13 protein-coding genes are annotated in these 16969 nt (G+C 65.8%); 3 read left to right on the forward strand and 10 right to left on the reverse strand.

The genetic code is table 11. From position 1 onward, the window contains the following. Positions 1–21: 21 nt before the first annotated feature. The 6 genes from lipA to sucB form a co-directional block, all read right to left on the reverse strand. The gene (lipA, locus tag C3B44_RS03460; RefSeq protein ID WP_108431146.1) at positions 22–1065 is read right to left on the reverse strand and encodes a lipoyl synthase; all 1044 of its coding nucleotides are present in this window, start codon (positions 1063–1065) and stop codon (positions 22–24) included. Between the two features lie 59 nt (positions 1066–1124). Next, a complete protein-coding gene (lipB, locus tag C3B44_RS03465; RefSeq protein ID WP_108431147.1) occupies positions 1125–1889 on the reverse strand; it encodes a lipoyl(octanoyl) transferase LipB in 765 nt (254 codons plus the stop codon). Positions 1890–1929: 40 nt separating this feature from the next. Further along, positions 1930–2316 carry a glycine cleavage system protein GcvH gene (gene gcvH / locus C3B44_RS03470; protein WP_108431148.1) on the reverse strand — a complete coding sequence of 129 codons (387 nt, stop codon included), beginning with the start codon at positions 2314–2316 and terminating at the stop codon, positions 1930–1932. 36 nt (positions 2317–2352) lie between these two features. Further along, positions 2353–3459 carry a glycine cleavage system aminomethyltransferase GcvT gene (gcvT, locus tag C3B44_RS03475; RefSeq protein WP_108431149.1) on the reverse strand — a complete coding sequence of 369 codons (1107 nt, stop codon included), beginning with the start codon at positions 3457–3459 and terminating at the stop codon, positions 2353–2355. A gap of 25 nt (positions 3460–3484) precedes the next feature. Then, positions 3485–6340, reverse strand: a complete 2856-nt coding sequence (gcvP, locus tag C3B44_RS03480) for an aminomethyl-transferring glycine dehydrogenase (RefSeq protein ID WP_108431150.1) — start codon at positions 6338–6340, stop codon at positions 3485–3487. Between the two features lie 653 nt (positions 6341–6993). Then, complete coding sequence (gene sucB / locus C3B44_RS03485; RefSeq protein ID WP_108431151.1) at positions 6994–9060, reverse strand: 2-oxoglutarate dehydrogenase, E2 component, dihydrolipoamide succinyltransferase; 2067 nt, start codon at positions 9058–9060, stop codon at positions 6994–6996. A gap of 129 nt (positions 9061–9189) precedes the next feature. Here sucB and C3B44_RS03490 point away from each other — a divergent pair, with 129 nt between their 5' ends. Next, the gene (locus tag C3B44_RS03490) at positions 9190–9582 is read left to right on the forward strand and encodes an oxidoreductase (RefSeq protein WP_108431152.1); all 393 of its coding nucleotides are present in this window, start codon (positions 9190–9192) and stop codon (positions 9580–9582) included. Here the strand turns inward: C3B44_RS03490 and C3B44_RS03495 are convergent. Beyond that, positions 9579–11066: a leucyl aminopeptidase gene (locus C3B44_RS03495; protein WP_108431153.1), complete on the reverse strand. Its 1488-nt coding sequence runs from the start codon at positions 11064–11066 to the stop codon at positions 9579–9581. The genes C3B44_RS03490 and C3B44_RS03495 overlap by 4 nt on opposite strands. Before the next feature lie 86 nt (positions 11067–11152). Here C3B44_RS03495 and C3B44_RS03500 point away from each other — a divergent pair, with 86 nt between their 5' ends. Further along, positions 11153–12256, forward strand: coding sequence for a branched-chain amino acid aminotransferase (locus C3B44_RS03500; protein ID WP_108431154.1), 1104 nt, complete (start codon positions 11153–11155; stop codon positions 12254–12256). 3 nt (positions 12257–12259) lie between these two features. Here the strand turns inward: C3B44_RS03500 and C3B44_RS03505 are convergent, their stop codons facing one another. Further along, positions 12260–13300, reverse strand: a complete 1041-nt coding sequence (locus tag C3B44_RS03505) for a nicotinate-nucleotide--dimethylbenzimidazole phosphoribosyltransferase (protein WP_235840421.1) — start codon at positions 13298–13300, stop codon at positions 12260–12262. 66 nt (positions 13301–13366) lie between these two features. Then, complete coding sequence (locus C3B44_RS03510) at positions 13367–14083, reverse strand: DUF3043 domain-containing protein (RefSeq protein WP_108431156.1); 717 nt, start codon at positions 14081–14083, stop codon at positions 13367–13369. A gap of 149 nt (positions 14084–14232) precedes the next feature. On the opposite strand from C3B44_RS03510, the gene C3B44_RS03515 reads away from it, so the two are divergent. Further along, positions 14233–14577, forward strand: coding sequence for a HesB/IscA family protein (locus C3B44_RS03515; protein WP_108431157.1), 345 nt, complete (start codon positions 14233–14235; stop codon positions 14575–14577). Between the two features lie 79 nt (positions 14578–14656). On the opposite strand, the gene asnB is transcribed toward C3B44_RS03515, so the two are convergent. After that, on the reverse strand, positions 14657–16585 hold the full coding sequence (gene asnB, locus C3B44_RS03520; RefSeq protein WP_199222409.1) for an asparagine synthase (glutamine-hydrolyzing): 1929 nt from the start codon (positions 16583–16585) through the stop codon (positions 14657–14659). Positions 16586–16969: the final 384 nt, after the last annotated feature.

Genomic DNA, 16969 nt, shown 5'->3' on the forward strand with positions numbered 1-16969 from the left:
TCTAAACGAGCAGGTCGATGACTAGCGAAACGACCCGACCGGGTGTTCCTCGCTCGGACCGTACTTCTCCAGGAGGGTGGACGCCTCCTGGGTGGTCGCCCCGTCGGAGGTCTCCGCGAGGTGTGCGAGGTTGTCCGGCAGCGTGCGTCCGCGGTTTTTCATCGCCTCGACGTAGAGCTTGCCTCCGCGGTAGGAGGAACGCACCAGCGGGCCGGCCATGACGGCGAAGCCCATCTCCTGGGCGATGTCGCGGTACTCGATGAACTCCTCCGGGCGCACCCAGCGGTCGATCGGGTGGAAGCGCGGGCCCGGGCGCAGGTACTGGGTGACGGTGATGATGTCGAGGCCGGCCTCACGCATGTCCTGGAGGGCCTCGATGACCTCGTCTTTGGTTTCGCCCATGCCGAGGATGAGGTTCGACTTGGTAATCAGGCCGTACTTGTGGGCCTGGTTGATAACGTCCAGCGAGCGGTCGTAGCGGAACGCCGGGCGGATGCGCTTGAAGATGCGCGGCACGGTCTCCACGTTGTGGGCGAAGACTTCCGGCTCGGCGGCGAAGACCTCTTCGAGCAGATCCGGCTTACCGGAGAAGTCCGGGGTGAGGTTTTCCACGCCGGTGTGCGGGTTGAGCTCGTGGATCTTGCGCACGACCTCGGCGTAGAGCCATGCGCCCTCGTCTTTGAGGTCATCGCGGGTCACGCCGGTGATGGTGGCGTAGTTCAAGTCCATCTCGCGGATGTTCTCGGCCACGCGGCGCGGCTCGTCGCGATCCAATGGGTCGGGGCGGCCGGTGGCGATGTCACAGAAATCGCACCGGCGGGTGCAAAACGCCCCACCGATGAGGAAGGAGGCCTCGCGGGACTCCCAGCACTCGTGGATGTTGGGACATCCTGCCTCCTGGCAGACGGTGTGCGTCTTCGAGGTGCGCACGCGCTTCTTCATGTCCTCGTACTCAGGCCCGGTTTTGACCTGGTTGCGGATCCATCGGGGTTTCGACTCGATGGGGGTCTGCGAGTTGCGCTGTTCGACACGGAGCAGCTTGCGTCCTTCGGGGGCGACAGTCACTGTTTCACCGAATCCTTCTGTCTCGACAATGCGATCGGGGACATGTCTTGGTTCCCAACCTACAACTTGGTGGGATCGGGGGCGGAGCCGAAGCTATGATCGGCGACGGTCATGCGGCCAGACAACACGTCGTCGAGGGCTTCGAGGAGCGGTTTCGCGGCGTCGTCGACGGTGACATCGCGGCCCAGCTCGAGCGAGAGGGTGGTCACGTCGGCGTCGTCAATGCCGCAGGCGACGATGTGGTCATAAAACTCGAGGGTGTTGTCGCAGTTTAAGGCCAGGCCGTGCATCGTCACCCCGCGGGTGATACGGATGCCTAAGGCCGCGATCTTGCGATCCCGCCGCGGTGCCTCGGGATCAGCCGCCTTTCGTGTCGACGGTACCCAGACGCCGCTGCGGCCGTCGATACGCCCGGCCTCCGGAACCCCCATCTGGCGCACGATGTGGATGACCGCCTCCTCCAGCCGGCGCACATAGTCGACGACGTCGACCGGCTCGGCGAGGCGGATGATGGGGTAGATCACCAGCTGGCCCTCGCCGTGCCAGGTGATGCGCCCGCCGCGGTCGACGTCGATGACCTCGAGGCCGTTGGTCGGGCGATCGGAATCCTGGGTGCGCTTGCCGGCGGTGTAGATGTTGGGGTGCTCGAGCACCAACACCGTATCCCCAATCTCTCCGGCTGAGCGCTGTTTCGCGAGATCGGCCTGCAACTGCCAGGCCTCGCGATAATCGACGCGACCCAGATAGCGAATATCCAGGTCGGTCTGCGCGTCGGCGCGGATGGATTTCTCGGCGGGGAAAAACGGTTCACGGGGTGCAGACATGATGAGCTGTAGTCTACAGCCCGCCGCAAGCCGCCCGGACTTAGACGCCGTTCTTCTCGGCGTACTCCGCGGCGCTCAAAAGCGGGCCGGCCTCGGAGACCTCGACCTCGAAGAGCCAGCCTGCGCCGAACGGGTCGTCGTTGATCTGGGCGTAGTCGTCGTGCACGGCGTCGTTGACCGCGGTGACCGTGCCGGAGACGGGGGAGTAGAGGTCGGAGACGCTCTTGGTGGACTCGACCTCGCCGCAGGTCTCGGAGTGGGTCACGCTATCGCCGACCTCGGGCAGCTCGGCGAAGACGACCTCACCGAGGCGCTCGGCGGCCACGGAGGTGATGCCGACGCGCACGGTCTTCCCGTTCACGTCACCGGTGGTGTTGATCCACTCGTGGTCCTCGGAGTAGGAGAAATCTTCGGGCAGGTTAGCCATGATGGGGATCCTTTCTCAGGTGGTTATTCGGGGTGTCTAGGAACGCGAGTAGAACGGCGTCTCTGCGATCTTAAACGGGTAGCGGCGGCCGCGGATATCGACCTCCACCTCCGTGCCGACCTCCGCGCGCTCGGGATCCAGGTGCGCGAGGGCGACCGGGTAGCCGAGCGTCGGCGACGGCTGGCCGGAGGTGACCACGCCGATGCGTTCGTCGCCACGATAGACCTCCGCGCCCGCGCGCGCCGCCCGGCGCTGCTCAGAGGTCAGTCCGGCGATCACGACGCTCGGGGCGCGGTCGGTGAGCGCCTGCTTGCCGACGAAGTCCGTCTCCTTCTTCGCGAACGCCCGCCCCATCCCGGCTTCCACCGGGGTGATCTCGCGGGACAGCTCGTTGCCGTACAAGGGCATCGCGGCCTCCAGGCGCAGCGAGTCGCGCGCGGCCAGACCGCACACCAGCGCGTCATACTGCTTGCCGATCTCCAGGCCGCGGTCCCAGATGTCCCTCGCCGAGGCGTTCGGCACGATGATCTCGAAGCCGTCCTCCCCGGTGTAGCCGGTACGTGCCAGCAAAGCGTCGTTGTCGGCGACCTGAAGCTGTGCACAGCGGTAGTAGCGCATCTCGCGTACGGTGTCGGCCTCGCTGTCGTCGACAAGCTCGAGCAGGATCGACTCGGCCTTCGGGCCCTGGATCGCGATGAGCGCGGTGTCGGTGGACTCGTCGGTGACGGTGACGTCGAAGTTCGCGGCGCGCTCGTTCATCGCCTCGAGGACGGCCGGGGTGTTGGCGGCGTTCGGCACGACGAGGAACTCCTCCTCGCCGAGGCGGTAGGTAATCAAGTCGTCGATGATCCCGCTGTCGGCCGCGGTGATCATGGAGTACTTCGCCTGGCCCACCTTGGCGGTTGAGAGCTTCGAGATCAGCACGTAGTCGAGGTACTCCGCGGCCTGCGGGCCCGTGACGCGCACCTCGCCCATGTGGGAGAGGTCGAAGATGCCGGCGCGCTCGCGCACCGCCTTGTGCTCTTCGAGCTCCTTGTCGTACTTCAGCGGCATGTTCCAGTCGCCGAACGCGGTGAACGTGGCGCCAGCCTCGGCGTGGAAGTCATGCAGCGGGGAGTTGCGCAGATTCTGGTTCTCGGTCATTCGTTCCTCCTCAAGGTAGGCGGTATCAGGAGAGCTTCTCGTCGGTATCGGTGGTCAAATCGAAAGCCTCCGGCGGCGGGCAGGAGCACACCAGATTGCGGTCACCATAGGCCTCGTCGATGCGGCGCACCGGCGGGAAGTACTTGTAGCTGGACTTCAGCGAGTTCGTCGGCCACGCCGCCTGCGTGCGGCTAAACGAGTGGTTCCACTCGTCGGCGGTCACCGACTGCATCGTGTACGGCGCGTGCCGGATCACGGAGTCCTCATAGTCGACTTTGCCGTCGATGATCTCCTGGATCTCGGCGCGGATGGTCTTCATCGCCTCGACGAAGCGCTCCAGCTCGCCGAGATCCTCCGACTCGGTCGGCTCGACCATGAGCGTGCCGGCCACGGGGAAGGCGAGGGTGGGGGCGTGGAAGCCGAAGTCGACGAGGCGCTTGCACACATCCGCCGCGGTGACCTGAGAGGCGTCAGTCAGCTCCCGCAGATCGAGGATGCACTCGTGGCCCACCAGGCCCGACTTGCCGGTGTAGAGCACCGGGAAGTCATCTTCGAGGCGCTTCGCCAGGTAGTTCGCGCCCAGAATCGCGTGCGCGGTGGCGTTGGCCTGGCCGTCGGTGCCCGTCATCGCCAGGTAGGCCCACGGGATCTGCAGCACGCCGGCCGAGCCGTAGCGGGTCGAGGCCACGGGCACCCCGGCGTTGGAGTCGGTCGCCAGCGGGTCGGCCGGGAGGTATGGGGCCAGGTGCTTGGCGACGGCCACCGGTCCCACTCCCGGGCCACCACCGCCGTGCGGGATCGTAAACGTCTTGTGCAGGTTGAGGTGGCTGACGTCGCCGCCGAACTCGCCCGGCTTTGCGAGCCCCGACATCGCGTTCATGTTCGCGCCGTCGATGTAGACCTGGCCGCCGGCGGCATGGACCTTCTCGCAGACCTCACGCACGCTGTCCTCGAACACGCCGTGGGTGGACGGGTAGGTGATCATGATGGCGGCAAGCTCGTTGCCATGCTTCTCGATCTTTTCGTCCAAATCCTCGAGGTCGATCGAACCGTCGTCGGCGGTGGCCACGACCACAACCTTGAGGTGCGCCAGCACCGCCGAGGCGGCGTTCGTGCCGTGCGCGGAGGCGGGAATGAAGCAGATGTTGCGCTCGCCCTCGCCCTGGGCGAGGTGGTAGCGACGAATCGCCAACAGGCCCGCCAGCTCACCCTGCGAGCCCGCGTTCGGCTGCACCGAGACGGTGTCATAGCCGGTCAGCTCCGCCAGCCAGCCCTCGAGCTCCGCGATGAGCTCGCGCCAGCCAGCGGTCTGGGAATCCGGGGCAAAGGGGTGGATGTTCGCGAACTCCGGCCAGGAAATCGTCTCCAACCCGGCCGTCGGGTTCAGCTTCATAGTGCACGACCCCAGCGGGATCATCGTGCGATCCAAGGCGAGGTCCTTGTCGCCGAGCTGCCGGATGTAGCGCATCATCTGCGTCTCCGAGTTCACCGACGTGAAGATCGAGTGGCTCAGCGGAGCGTCCTGGCGCACCAGCGCGTCCGGGATACGCTGCTCGTCGGTGGGCTCGACGGCGCTGGTGCCGAAAAGCTCAGCCAGCTTCTCGACGTCCGCATCCGTCGCCGACTCACCGAAGCTCACGCCCACGGTATCCGCGTCGATGGCGCGCAGCAGGTAGCCGGCCTCGGCGGCGGAATCGACGATTGCCTGCGCCTTGCCGGGCACCTCGACGGTGACGGCGTCGAAGAAGGACTCGTGGCGCACGTTGTCGACCGACGCGGCGAAACGCACCGCGTGCGCGTGGATGCGGCGGGCGATGCGCTTGAGGCCTTCCGGGCCGTGATAGACGGCGTACATGGAGGCCACCACCGCCAGCAGGGCTTGCGCGGTGCAGATGTTGCTGGTCGCACGCTCGCGGCGGATGTGCTGCTCACGGGTCTGCAGCGACAGGCGGTAGGCGGGGCGCTCCTCGGCATCCTTGGACACACCCACGATCCGGCCCGGGATCTGCCGCTTCAGCTTCTCCGTGACCGCGATGTACGCCGCGTGCGGACCGCCATAAAACAGCGGCACGCCGAAACGCTGCGAGGAACCGACGACCACATCCGCACCCAGTGAGCCCGGCGAGGAGACGAGCAGGAGCGCCAGCGGATCGGCGACTACCGTGGCCAGGCCGCCGCGGGAATGGATCTCCTCGATCACCGACGACGGGTCCTTCAGGTCGCCCTCGGTACCCGGGTAGGCGATCACCACGCCGACGAGATCCTCGCCGACCACACCGGCGGTGAGATCCGTGATCTCCACCTCCAGCTCGACCGCGCGGGCGCGCTCCGCCGCGACGGCGAGGACTTGGGGGTGCAGGCGCTCGTCGAGAAGCACGCGGCGGCCCTTCTTTACCGCGCGGGACATAAGCCCGATCGCCTCCGCCGTGGCCGAGGCCTCATCCAGCAGGGAGGCGTTCGAGATCGGCAGGCCGGTGAGCTCCTGGATCATCGTCTGGAAGTTCAGCAGAGCCTCCAGGCGGCCCTGTGAGATCTCCGGCTGATACGGGGTGTACGCGGTGTACCAACCGGCGTCCTCGAGCACGCCGCGGCGAATGACCGCCGGGGTCAGCGTGTCCGAGAAACCTTGGCCGTAGTAGGACTTCAAAACGACGTTCTTCTTCGCGAGCTCACGCAGGCGCTCCTGCGCCTCGTGCTCGGGCAACGCCTCCGGAAGCTCCGGCGCCTTCTGCTGCCGGATGGAGGAGGGGAGGGCGGCATCGAGAAGCTCGTCGAGCGAGCCGTAGCCCACAGTGCGCAGCATCTCCTCAGTCTCCGAGCGGGACGGGCCGAGATGACGGGACGTGTAGTTAGTGCCGTCACTGACCGGTGTCAGGGGCATGGAGAATCCTTCCTGTCCTAAGCTATGGGATGTGACTCACACCAGTATAGGTGTTTGTGACCCCGCGCCGAGGAGGTCGGTTCTGGGGTTGTGGCGTTGTTGTGGCGGTGGGTGGTTTGCGGAGGGCTGGGTGTCTGGTGGTGATGTTGCGGTATCGCTTTCGTGCGCCCGGTCGAAAGGAGTCGGTCCGAAAGGAGTCTCCCCCGGTCGAAAGGAGGAGTCCTTTCTATGGGGGTGAATTCGACCAGCGATAGCGCAACATGCGCGCTGGGGTGGCGGCGAACGTGAACGCTGCGGTCCGAGTGCCCCATCAGTCCCTTTGGCCTCAACGGTCTCATGTGCGGGCCCGCATCCGCTTTTCGGCCGAGGTCTGCCCCTGTTGCGCCCGCAAATGCCGGGGCCAGGCAACCGTACACCCATGCCGCGTTTGCGCTGGTCGAAAGGAGTCGGTCCGAAAGGAGTCTCGCGCGGTCGAAAGGAGGGGTCCTTTCTATGGGGGTGAATTCGACCAGCGATAGCGCGCCATGCGAATCAAAAGATCCAGCCCAACCTCGAGCACGCGTGTAACGCAGCCAAGACCCAGGCAAAACAAAACGCGGGACGGTCCCGAAGTATCCGGGAGCCGTCCCGCGTTCTGCGGAGATCAGCCGGGCTTAGAGCTCGAGATCAGACTCGAAGTCGGCGGTCTCGAGGCGGTCCTTGATGGTGGAGACGAACCGGCCTGCGTCGGCACCGTCGACGACCTGGTGGTCGTAGGTGAACGGCAGGTAGCACATCTGGCGGATCGCGATGGCATCGTTGCCGTCCTCAGTGACGACGACCGGTCGCTTCTCGATCACCGCGGTACCCAGGATGCCGGACTGCGGCGGGGTGAGCACCGGGGTGTCCAGGAGGGCGCCCTCGGAGCCGATGTTGGTCACCGTGAAGGTGCCGCCGGAGAGATCATCCGGGCTGAGCTTGCGGTTGCGTGCGCGGTCGGCGAGATCTGCGATCTCCTGGGTGATCTCAACCAGCGACTTGTCCTGCGCCTTCTTGATCACCGGGACGAGGAGGCCCTGCGGGGTGTCCACGGCGATGCCGATGTTCACGTCCGCGTGGTAGGTCATCTCCTTGGTCTCGGCGTTGTAGGAGGCGTTGACGTTCGGGTGGGAAACCAGGGCCTCGGCGGTCGCCTTGACGATGAAGCCGAGGAAGGTCGGGTTCGCACCGTGCTTGTCGATGAACGCCTGCTTGTTCGCCTTGCGCAGTTCCCAGACACGCGACATGTCGACTTCCTGGACGTGGGTCAGCTGTGCGCTGGTCTGCAGGGACTCGACCATCTTGGCGGCGGTGATCTCGCGGATGCGGTTGACCTTCTGGGTCGTACCGATCAGCTTGGCCTTCTCCGGGTCGACCGACTTGGTGGACCAGTTGGAGCGCTCGCCACCCTTCTGGGTGTCCTTTGCCTGCGCCTTGTCCTCAGCCGGCTGGGAGTCGCCCTCGGCGGCGGCCAAGACATCCTGCTTGCGGATACGGCCGCCCACGCCGGTGCCTTCGACAGTGGAGAGGTCGACGCCGTGCTTGTCGGCCAGCTTGCGCACCAGCGGGGTTACGTAGGGCACGTTGCCGGAGTTGTTGACCTTGCCGGAGCCGGTAGCCTTCTTCGGCTCTTCCTTCTCGGAAGCTTCCTCCTGCTTCGGCTCCTCCTTCTTCAGTGCCTCGTCCTTCTCCTCGGAGGCCTCCTCTTCGGAAGCCTCCTCAGAGTCATCCGAGTCGTCGGAGGAAGCGGCGGCGTCGGCGTCGCCGATCTTGGCGATGACGGTGCCGACCTCGATGGTGTCGTCTTCTTCGGCGAGGATTTCGACGAGGGTGCCGGCCACCGGGGAGGGGATTTCGGTGTCGACCTTCTCGGTGGAGACCTCGAGCAGCGGCTCGTCGACCTCGACTTCGTCGCCGACTTCCTTCAGCCACTGGGTGATGGTGCCTTCGGTGACAGACTCGCCGAGCTCGGGCATCTCGACGTTGGTGGCCTCGGCGGAACCGGAGGACTTCTTCTCTTCCTTCTTCGGTGCCTCGTCCTTCTCCTCGGAAGCCTCCTCTTCGGAAGCCTCCTCAGAGTCATCCGAGTCGTCGGAGGAAGCGGCGGCGTCGGCGTCGCCGATCTTGGCGATGACGGTGCCGACCTCGATGGTGTCGTCTTCTTCGGCGAGGATTTCGACGAGGGTGCCGGCCACCGGGGAGGGGATTTCGGTGTCGACCTTGTCGGTGGAGACCTCGAGCAGCGGCTCGTCGACCTCGACTTCGTCGCCGACTTCCTTCAGCCACTGGGTGATGGTGCCTTCGGTGACGGATTCGCCGAGCTCGGGCATCTCGACGTTGGTGGCCTCGGCGGAACCGGAGGACTTCTTCTCTTCCTTCTTCGGTGCCTCGTCCTTCTCCTCGGAAGCCTCCTCAGCCTCAGCGTCCTCAGAATCGGAGGAATCGTCGGAGGAAGGCTCCTCACCCTCGTCGCCGATCACAGCGATGACGGTACCGACCTCAATGGTGTCATCCTCCTCGGCCTTGATCTCGAGAAGAACACCAGCCTTCGGGGAGGGAATCTCGGTGTCCACCTTGTCGGTGGAGACCTCGAGCAACGGCTCGTCGGCCTCGACGGTATCGCCGACTTCCTTCAGCCACTGGGTGATGGTGCCTTCGGTGACGGACTCGCCCAGCTCGGGCATCTCAACGGAGTAGGCCATGTGATTCAGACTCCTCGAAAGTCATAGAAAAACGATTGTTTAATGTCGACTACTTTACAGCCTAACTACTTCCGCGGCTCACGTGCACGCGGTTCACTTTCGTGAGGTGAGCCGACCTACAATCGAGCCGTGTTCGATTTCTTCCGCCGCCGCTCTCGGTCCTCCCTGCGCCCACCCCGGGCGCCGGGGGACACCATCCGCGACCGCGATGCCGCCGCTTTAAAAAAGTGGGCGGCCAACCGCCCGTTTGTGGAGGGATTCGTCGAGCCGGAGACGATCGTCAACGAGATGTCCGTCGTGTTAGTCGACGACCAAGGCGACTACATCCGCCGCAAGATTGGCGGGCCGAAGGGGATCGATGCCGTCGCCAAGCTACTCAACATCCCCCTCTACGACGCCGAGGAAACGGGGTACCCGGAAAGGATGCGCCGCAAGATCGAGCGCGAGCGCATCCTCCGGAAGCGGCGCGAGGCCGCGGAGCGCCGCGCGAAGTTTCAGCGCGGCGAGAACCCCTACTCCTAGGTGAGGGTGCGCAGCCAGCTCACCAGGGTGCGCACGGGCACGCCGGTGGCGCGCTTGACGGTGTAGCCGTAGACGCCCTCGGTGTTGTAGCTGGGCCCGGCGATGTCGATGTGGGCCCACTCGGTGTCGTCGGCCACGAACTCGCGCAGGTAGCGGGCGGCGAAGAGCATGCCGCCGTTGCGGGAGTTGGTGTGGTTGCGGATGTCGGCGACCGGGGACTTTAGCTGCTCGTCGTGCTCTTCGAGCAGTGGCATCGCCCAGGCGTTCTCGCCGACGGCCGCGCCGGTCTCGGCGAGGGTGTCGCGCAGCTCGTCGGTGCCCATGACGCCGGCGGTGCGGGAGCCGAGGGAGACCATCTGCGCGCCGGTGAGCGTGGCCGTGTCGACTAGGTAGTCGGGGTTGTCTTCGCTGGCACGGGCGAGGGCGTCGGCAAGTACGAGGCGCCCCTCGGCGTCGGTGTTGAGCACCTCGGAGGTCGTGCCGCCGTAGTGGGTGATGAGATCGCCCGGGCGGATCGCGGTGCCCGAGGGCATGTTCTCCGCCAGCGGCAGGGTGGCGGTGACGTTGACCGGCAGCTTCAGACGCGCGGCCGCGAAAACGACCGCGGCCATCGCCGCCGAGCCGCCCATGTCCGAGATCATGTTCTCCATCTTCGCCGGCGGCTTCAGCGAGATGCCGCCGGTATCGAAGGTGATGCCCTTGCCGACCAGCCCCACCTGGGGTGCCTTCTTCTTCCCGGACCACTGCAGGCGCACCAAGCGCGGGGTGCGCGCGGAACCACCGCCGACGGCGAGTATGCCGCCGAAGCCCTGGTCGTTAAGGGCGGCGTCGTCAAGCACCTCCGCCTTGACACCGTGGCGCTTGGCCTCGGCGGCTAGGACGTTCGCGTAGGCCTCGGGGTAGAGGTGCGACGACGGCGTGTTGACCAGATCACGGGTGAAGACGACGGCCTCCGCGATGATCTGGGCGGTGACGAACTCGTCCTTGTCGCCGCGCTCGCCGATGAGCGTGATGGTCACGTCCGTGGTGTCGTCGGCCGAGCGCAGGCCGCGGTAGTCGTAGCCGCCGAGGATGAGGCCCTCGACGGTGGCGGCCAGGCCGAGCGTGTTGATTGCGGTGACGACGCTCTTATCCTTCTTCAGCGCCCGGGCGGCGGTGCCGGTGACGCGGCGGATGGTTTCGTCGTCAAGCTCCTCGGGATCGCCCAGACCGACGGCGACGACGGCCTCCACCCCCGACTTCGCCGGCGCGGGGATGCGCGTGATGGAACCGGGGTCGGTCTGCGCGCCGACCGCGGCGAGGCCTTCGCAGACCTCGCGCAGCTCGGAGCGGCCGAGCAGGCCGTGGTCGGGAAGCTCAATCTCGTCCTCGGCGCCGGCGAAAACGCCGACGAGGAGGACGTCCGCCTGCGCGGGCGCCTTCGTCGAGAATTCGAGTTCGGGGATGATTCCGCGGGCCGGAAGATCGGTATCCGGACGTGCCATCGGCAGGTACTCCTTTACTAGTGGGGCGAGACGATGAATGCCACCAGCCTAACGATGTCGTCTCACTCGGCGGGTATGTTGGGGTCATGAGCACGCTTGATTATGTCGTTACACCCAATCCCCATCCCGCCACCGACTCCGAGCGGGAGGCCGTATTGGCATCGCCGGCCTTCGGCAAGAACTTCACGGACCACATGGTCACCATCGACTGGTCCCAGGACGCCGGCTGGCACAACGCGCAGGTCCGCCCCTATGAGCCTGTGCCCATGGACCCCGCGACCAACGTGTTCCACTATGGCCAGGCCATCTTCGAAGGCATCAAGGTCTACCGCCAGCCGGACGGTACCATCGCCACGTTCCGCCCGGAGCAGAACGCCGCACGCATGCAACGCTCGGCGGATCGTCTCGCGATGCCGCAGCTGCCCACCGAGGACTTCATCGAGGCGCTGCGCCAGCTCGTCGACATCGACCAGGCGTGGGTCCCGGCCGCCGGGGGAGAGGAATCCCTCTACCTGCGCCCCTTCATGATCTCCACGGAGATCTCCCTGGGCGTGCACCCGGCGAACTCCTACCGCTTCTTCGTCATCGCCTCCCCGGTCGGCGCGTACTTCCAGAGCGGGATCAAGCCGGTCTCCGTCTGGCTCGACGACGAGTACGTCCGCGCCGCGCCGGGCGGCACCGGGGCGGCGAAGTTCGCTGGCAACTACGCCGCGTCGCTGTTGGCGCAGGCGAATGCGGAGGACAAGGGCTGCGACCAGGTCGTCTGGCTCGACGCCATCGAGCGCAAGTACATCGAAGAGATGGGTGGCATGAACCTCTTCTTCGTCTACGGCTCGGGCAAGGACGCCACGGTGGTCACCCCGGCGCTGTCCGGCTCCCTGCTGCCCGGGATCACCCGCGACTCGCTGCTCCAGGTCGCCCAGGACATGGGCTACGGCGCCGAAGAGCGCCGCATTTCCACCAGCGACTGGCGCGATGACGTCGCCGATGGCTCCATGACCGAATCACTCGCCTGCGGCACCGCCGCCGTGATCACCCCCGTCGGCCGCGTGGTGGGACGCGACGGCGAGTTCGTCGTCAACAACAACGAGCCGGGCGAGATCACCATGGCCATGCGCGAGCGGCTCACCGGCATCCAGAAGGGCCAGGTCGAAGACACCCACAACTGGATGTACACCCTGGTGAGCTAGCGACTAGTTATCGACGCCGGCGGCCTGCGCCTCGTCCGAGGCGAGCTCAATCGCCGCCTGGATCAGCGGCAGCGCGGCCAGGCTGCCGGTCGCCTGCCCGGTAGACATATCGAGCGCCACCAGCGGCGTCAGCCCGAGCTCCTGCAGCGCGATGACGTGCGCAGGCTTCGGGGAGAGCTGGCCGGCGGCGAACCAGTCGGCCGCGCCTGGGGCGAGCCGATTGGCGACGAGCGCGGCGGCGGTCACGGCGGCGCCGTCGAGAAGCACCGGCGTGCGGCGGGCGGCGGCGTGGGCGATGAAGGCCGTCATCGCCACGAAATCCGGCGCCGAGATCGCCGTGAGCAGGCCCGAGAGGTCGCGGCGCAGCCCGCGGGCGCGGAACATGGCGTCACGAATCACCGAGACCTTCCGCTTCCAGATCTCGTCGGGCACCCCCGAACCCGGCCCCACGATCGCCACCGGCTCCGTGGCCGTGAGCGTGCCGACGACCGCCGCCGCCACCGCCGTCGAGCCCACCCCGAGCTCACCCGGGATGAGCAGGTCGGCGCCGGCGTCGATCTCGTGATCGGCGATGCGGCGACCGATCGCCAAGCTGCGGGCGAACTGGTCCTGGTCCATGGCGTCGGCGACATCGATCGGCGGGGTTGAGCGGCTGACCCTCTCCTCGCCCCAGGCCTCATGATCGAGGCTGACATCCACCAGGCGCACGGAGGCGCCGGCCGTGCGCGCCATCGTGTGCACCGGCCCCGCGCCCGAGGCGATCTCATCGGCCTGCTCGACGCTCGCCTGCGGGGCATACGCGGAAATGCCGCGCTCACTGATGCCGTGATCGCCGGCGAAGACCACCACCCGCGGCTTGTGGAAAGCCTCCGGGACCGTGCGCGCCTGCCAGCCCGCGACCTGCGCGGCGATTGTGGCTAAGCGGCCGAAGGACACCCCACGCGGGGTGCTGGCTAGCGCCGCGGCGAGCCGGTCGCTGCTGCGGTGATCGGGTGGGGCGATGTCGTCGACAAGTAAACCGGCATTAGGAGACGGTGTGGACACGGAAGAAACGCCACCCCTTCGCATCGAAACTCAATTGGTGTCCCTGTTCAGGCTAGTCCAGGGGGATTAGACAGTGTCGCCGATGGCGACCTGCGGGCGCGGGGTGCGCCACTTGCGCGGCTGCGAGGCGCGCGACCAGGCATAAAAACCGAGGCGGAAGCCGGTTTCCGTGGTCTCCGGGTACTTTCGGCGCACCGCCTTGTTGACGCGGAAGCCGATGATGACGGCCTCGATGAGGAAGATCACGATCGCGACCCACAGGATCATCGACAGGATCGCGTAGACATCCGGCGAGATCGTCGAAATCAGTAAGGCAATGAGCAAAACACCCGCGAACGGCATGAAGAAGTTGCTGAACAGGCGCCGGGAATCCACCCAGTGGCGCACGTAACGACGCTCATCGCCGCGGTCGCGGGCCAAAAGGTAACGCTCGTCGCCGGAGTCCATGCGCTCGCGCTCGATGCGGTTGCGCTCGCGGGTCTCCTCTCGCTCCTTGCGCTTGAACTCCTTCCACTCCTGCTTGGACATGGACTTTTTGAGTTCCTTGCGACGCTGCCCGGCCTGCGCCGCCGTCAGCGCATGCGGGTCCCGGATCACGCCGCGGTTAATCTCCTGCTCGCGGCGGGTGGGCGTCGGGCGGCCCTTCGGCGGGGTATAACCCTTCGGCAGGGGTTTGTCCTCCTGCTTATCGACGGCCTCATCCCCCATCAGCTGCGACGCTGGGGTCGAACCGGACGCGTCGGCGTCGGATTCACTGTCTTTCTTCTGCCACGGAAATTTCACACTGACCAGGCTACAAGGTGAATCCGGGGATTCGGGAATACGGGTCGTAGCCCGGGCGTTGTGATGACATGCATGACTGATATTGACCTACTGAGTAAGGTGGTACTAAACATGTCCGCACTGTGCCTAGGCTAAAGGAGACTAAAGACATGACCGCTCCCGCTTCCGCAACCGGAGTCACTCTCACCGACGCCGCCGCCGCCAAGGCGAAGGCCCTGCTCGACCAGGAGGGGCGCAACGACCTCTCGCTGCGGATCGCCGTGCAGCCGGGTGGCTGCGCCGGGCTGCGCTACCAGCTCTACTTCGACGACCGCTCGCTCGATGGCGACAAGGTCGACGAGGTCGGTGGCGTGAAGTTCGTCGTCGACAAGATGAGCGTGCCGTACCTCACCGGCGCCACCATCGACTTCTCCGACACCATCGAAGCCCAGGGCTTCACCATCGACAACCCCAACGCCGGCGGCTCCTGCGCCTGCGGCGACTCTTTCAACTAGGGTTTCCCGCCAGCTTAAAAAACCGGCCCGTCCCACCGCGTTGATGCGGTGAGGCGGGCCGGTTGCGTGTTTTGGCGGCCTAGAGATCGACCGGGTAGTCGCGCTTTTCGATCTTCGGATCAATCCGCTTTTCCACGAAGATGCCGTGCCAGACCATGAAGGCGAGCACGGTCCACAGGCGGCGGGAATGATCGCTCACCCCGTCGCGGTGTTCCTTGAGCATCTCCAAGACCTCGCGCTTGTTGAAGATGTGCTCGGTCTGCGAGGCGTTGATCTGATCGCGGGCCCAGCCGTGGAGCTCGTCGCCGGCGAGCCAGTGGCGCATCGGCACCGGGAAGCCGAGCTTGCGGCGGTGCAGCACGTGCGGCGGCACGATCTGCTCGAGCGCCTTGCGCAGCGCGTACTTGGTGGTGCCATGAGCGATCTTCTGATCGTGGGGGATGGTCTGCGCGAGCTGGAATACTTCCTTGTCGAGGAAGGGCACGCGCAGCTCGAGGGAGTTGGCCATGTTGATCTTGTCGGCCTTGACGAGGATGTCGCCGCGCATCCAGGTAAACAGGTCCAGGTGCTGCATCCGGGCGACCGGATCCATGCCGTAGGCGCGCGAGACCTCGTAGATCGGGGCGGTGACATCCTCGTGGCCCCACTCCGGGCGGGCGTCGGGAAGAATGCGGCGCACCTGCTCGTAGTTGAAGTTACGCGCGTTGCCGTAGTAACGCTCCTCTATCGTCTTCGAGCCGCGCTCGAGCAGCGACTTACCCTTCATGCCTTCGGGCAGCACCCGGGAGAGCTTGCCGAGCTCGCGGCGCAGGGGAGTAGGCACCTTCTCGAAAGGCGCGAGCGACAGCGGCTCTTTGTAGATGGTGTAGCCGCCGAAGAGCTCGTCGGCACCCTCGCCGGAGAGCACGACCTTGACGTGCTTGCGGGCGGTTTCCGCCACGAAGTACAGCGGCACGAGCGAGGGGTCGGCCACCGGATCGTCGAGGTACCACATGATCTTCGGGATCGCGTCGGCGTATTCCTCGGGGCTGACGATCTTGACGATGTGCTCAGCGTCGATCGCCTCCGCCGATTCCGCGGCGACGTCGACCTCCGAGTAGCCCTCGCGCTCGAAGCCGGTGGTGAAGGTTAAAAGGTTGGGGTTGTGACGCTTGGCCAGAGCGGCGATGGCGGTCGAGTCGATGCCGCCAGAGAGGAAGGATCCCACGGTGACGTCGGCACGCATGTGCTTGGCGACGGAATCCTCCAACGCCTCCGCGATGCGGTCGTAGAGGTCCTGCTCCTGGCCCTTGGCGACGTCGCGCACCTCGAAGCGCGGCCGGAAGTAACGACGCGCGCTGACCTCGTCGCCCGGAGTGAGCGTGGCCGTGCAGCCCGACTCGAGGCGGCGGATGCCGGCGTGCAGCGACTCCGGCTCCGGGGTGTACTGCAGCGTGACGTAGTGCTGGATGGCGCGCTGGTCAAGGCTGAGGTCGAGACCGATGGTGTCGGCCATCTCGAGGATGGACTTCTTCTCGGAGGCGAAGACCGTGCCGGCCGGGGTGGTGGCGTAGTAGAGCGGCTTGATGCCGAACTGGTCGCGGGCGGCGAACATCGTACGGGTTTCGGTGTCCCAGATAACGAAAGCGAACATGCCCCGCAGGTGCTCGACGACGTCCTCGCCGAAGTGGTGGTAGCCGGCGACGATCGTTTCGGAGTCGCCCTCGGTGCGGAATTTCAGGCCGGCGGCCTGCAGTTCCTCGCGCAGCTCCAGGTAGTTGTAGATCTCACCGTTAAAGGTCAGTGCGTAGCGCTCTGGGTTGTCCTCAGGGCCCCAGCGCAGGGGCTGGTGCGAATGCTCGAGGTCGATGATGGCGAGGCGGTTGAAGCCGAAGAGGGCTTCGCCGTCGTGCCAGGTGCCGGCGGCGTCGGGGCCGCGGTGGTGCATGCAGGTCAGGCCCTCCTGAACCGCGTCATCATAGCGTTCGGCATCTTTGCCGGAGGTCAGCATTGCCACAAGGCCGCACATGGTGGTGAATTACTCCTTAATATATAAGGCTGAAACGCGGCGGCGGCCGCGAGGTATCGCTACCACTGTAGAAGGCATGCGAACTAAAGCGTTCAGCGCCTCGCGGAGTATAAGAAAAATCGGTTGAATTGCACTGCGCTTGAGCGGGGAAGCGCACGCTGGGGTCGATCCCCGAAAAGGTGCAAACTTTCGGACGATAAGGCCCACGGCGCAGTGTGAATTGGCTAACTCGCAAAAGCTGCCGTGACGGAGCACTGTTCGCCCCACCTGCACTGAGGCTGTAAGCTTCGGAATCGTATGGGCGGCCGCTGGCAGCCCCTTAGAAGGTAACGGAGGAAAGAGGCCAGAAAACGGGCCCGCATCCATTATCCTGCTTAGGTAGGA

Origin of the sequence: Corynebacterium yudongzhengii, assembly GCF_003065405.1 — a bacterium.
In the GTDB taxonomy this organism is placed as follows: Bacteria; Actinomycetota; Actinomycetes; order Mycobacteriales; family Mycobacteriaceae; genus Corynebacterium; species Corynebacterium yudongzhengii.

Excerpts from the sequence above, each read along its gene's own strand:
- C3B44_RS03495 (WP_108431153.1), bottom strand. The coding sequence starts at position 11,066 with ATGGCACGTCCGGATACCGATCTTCCGGCCCGCGGAATCATCCCCGAA.
- gcvH (WP_108431148.1), bottom strand. The coding sequence starts at position 2,316 with ATGGCTAACCTGCCCGAAGATTTCTCCTACTCCGAGGACCACGAGTGG.
- sucB (WP_108431151.1), bottom strand. The coding sequence starts at position 9,060 with ATGGCCTACTCCGTTGAGATGCCCGAGCTGGGCGAGTCCGTCACCGAA.
- C3B44_RS03500 (WP_108431154.1), top strand. The coding sequence starts at position 11,153 with ATGAGCACGCTTGATTATGTCGTTACACCCAATCCCCATCCCGCCACC.
- gcvT (WP_108431149.1), bottom strand. The coding sequence starts at position 3,459 with ATGACCGAGAACCAGAATCTGCGCAACTCCCCGCTGCATGACTTCCAC.
- gcvP (WP_108431150.1), bottom strand. The coding sequence starts at position 6,340 with ATGCCCCTGACACCGGTCAGTGACGGCACTAACTACACGTCCCGTCAT.
- C3B44_RS03515 (WP_108431157.1), top strand. The coding sequence starts at position 14,233 with ATGACCGCTCCCGCTTCCGCAACCGGAGTCACTCTCACCGACGCCGCC.
- lipB (WP_108431147.1), bottom strand. The coding sequence starts at position 1,889 with ATGTCTGCACCCCGTGAACCGTTTTTCCCCGCCGAGAAATCCATCCGC.
- asnB (WP_199222409.1), bottom strand. The coding sequence starts at position 16,585 with ATGTGCGGCCTTGTGGCAATGCTGACCTCCGGCAAAGATGCCGAACGC.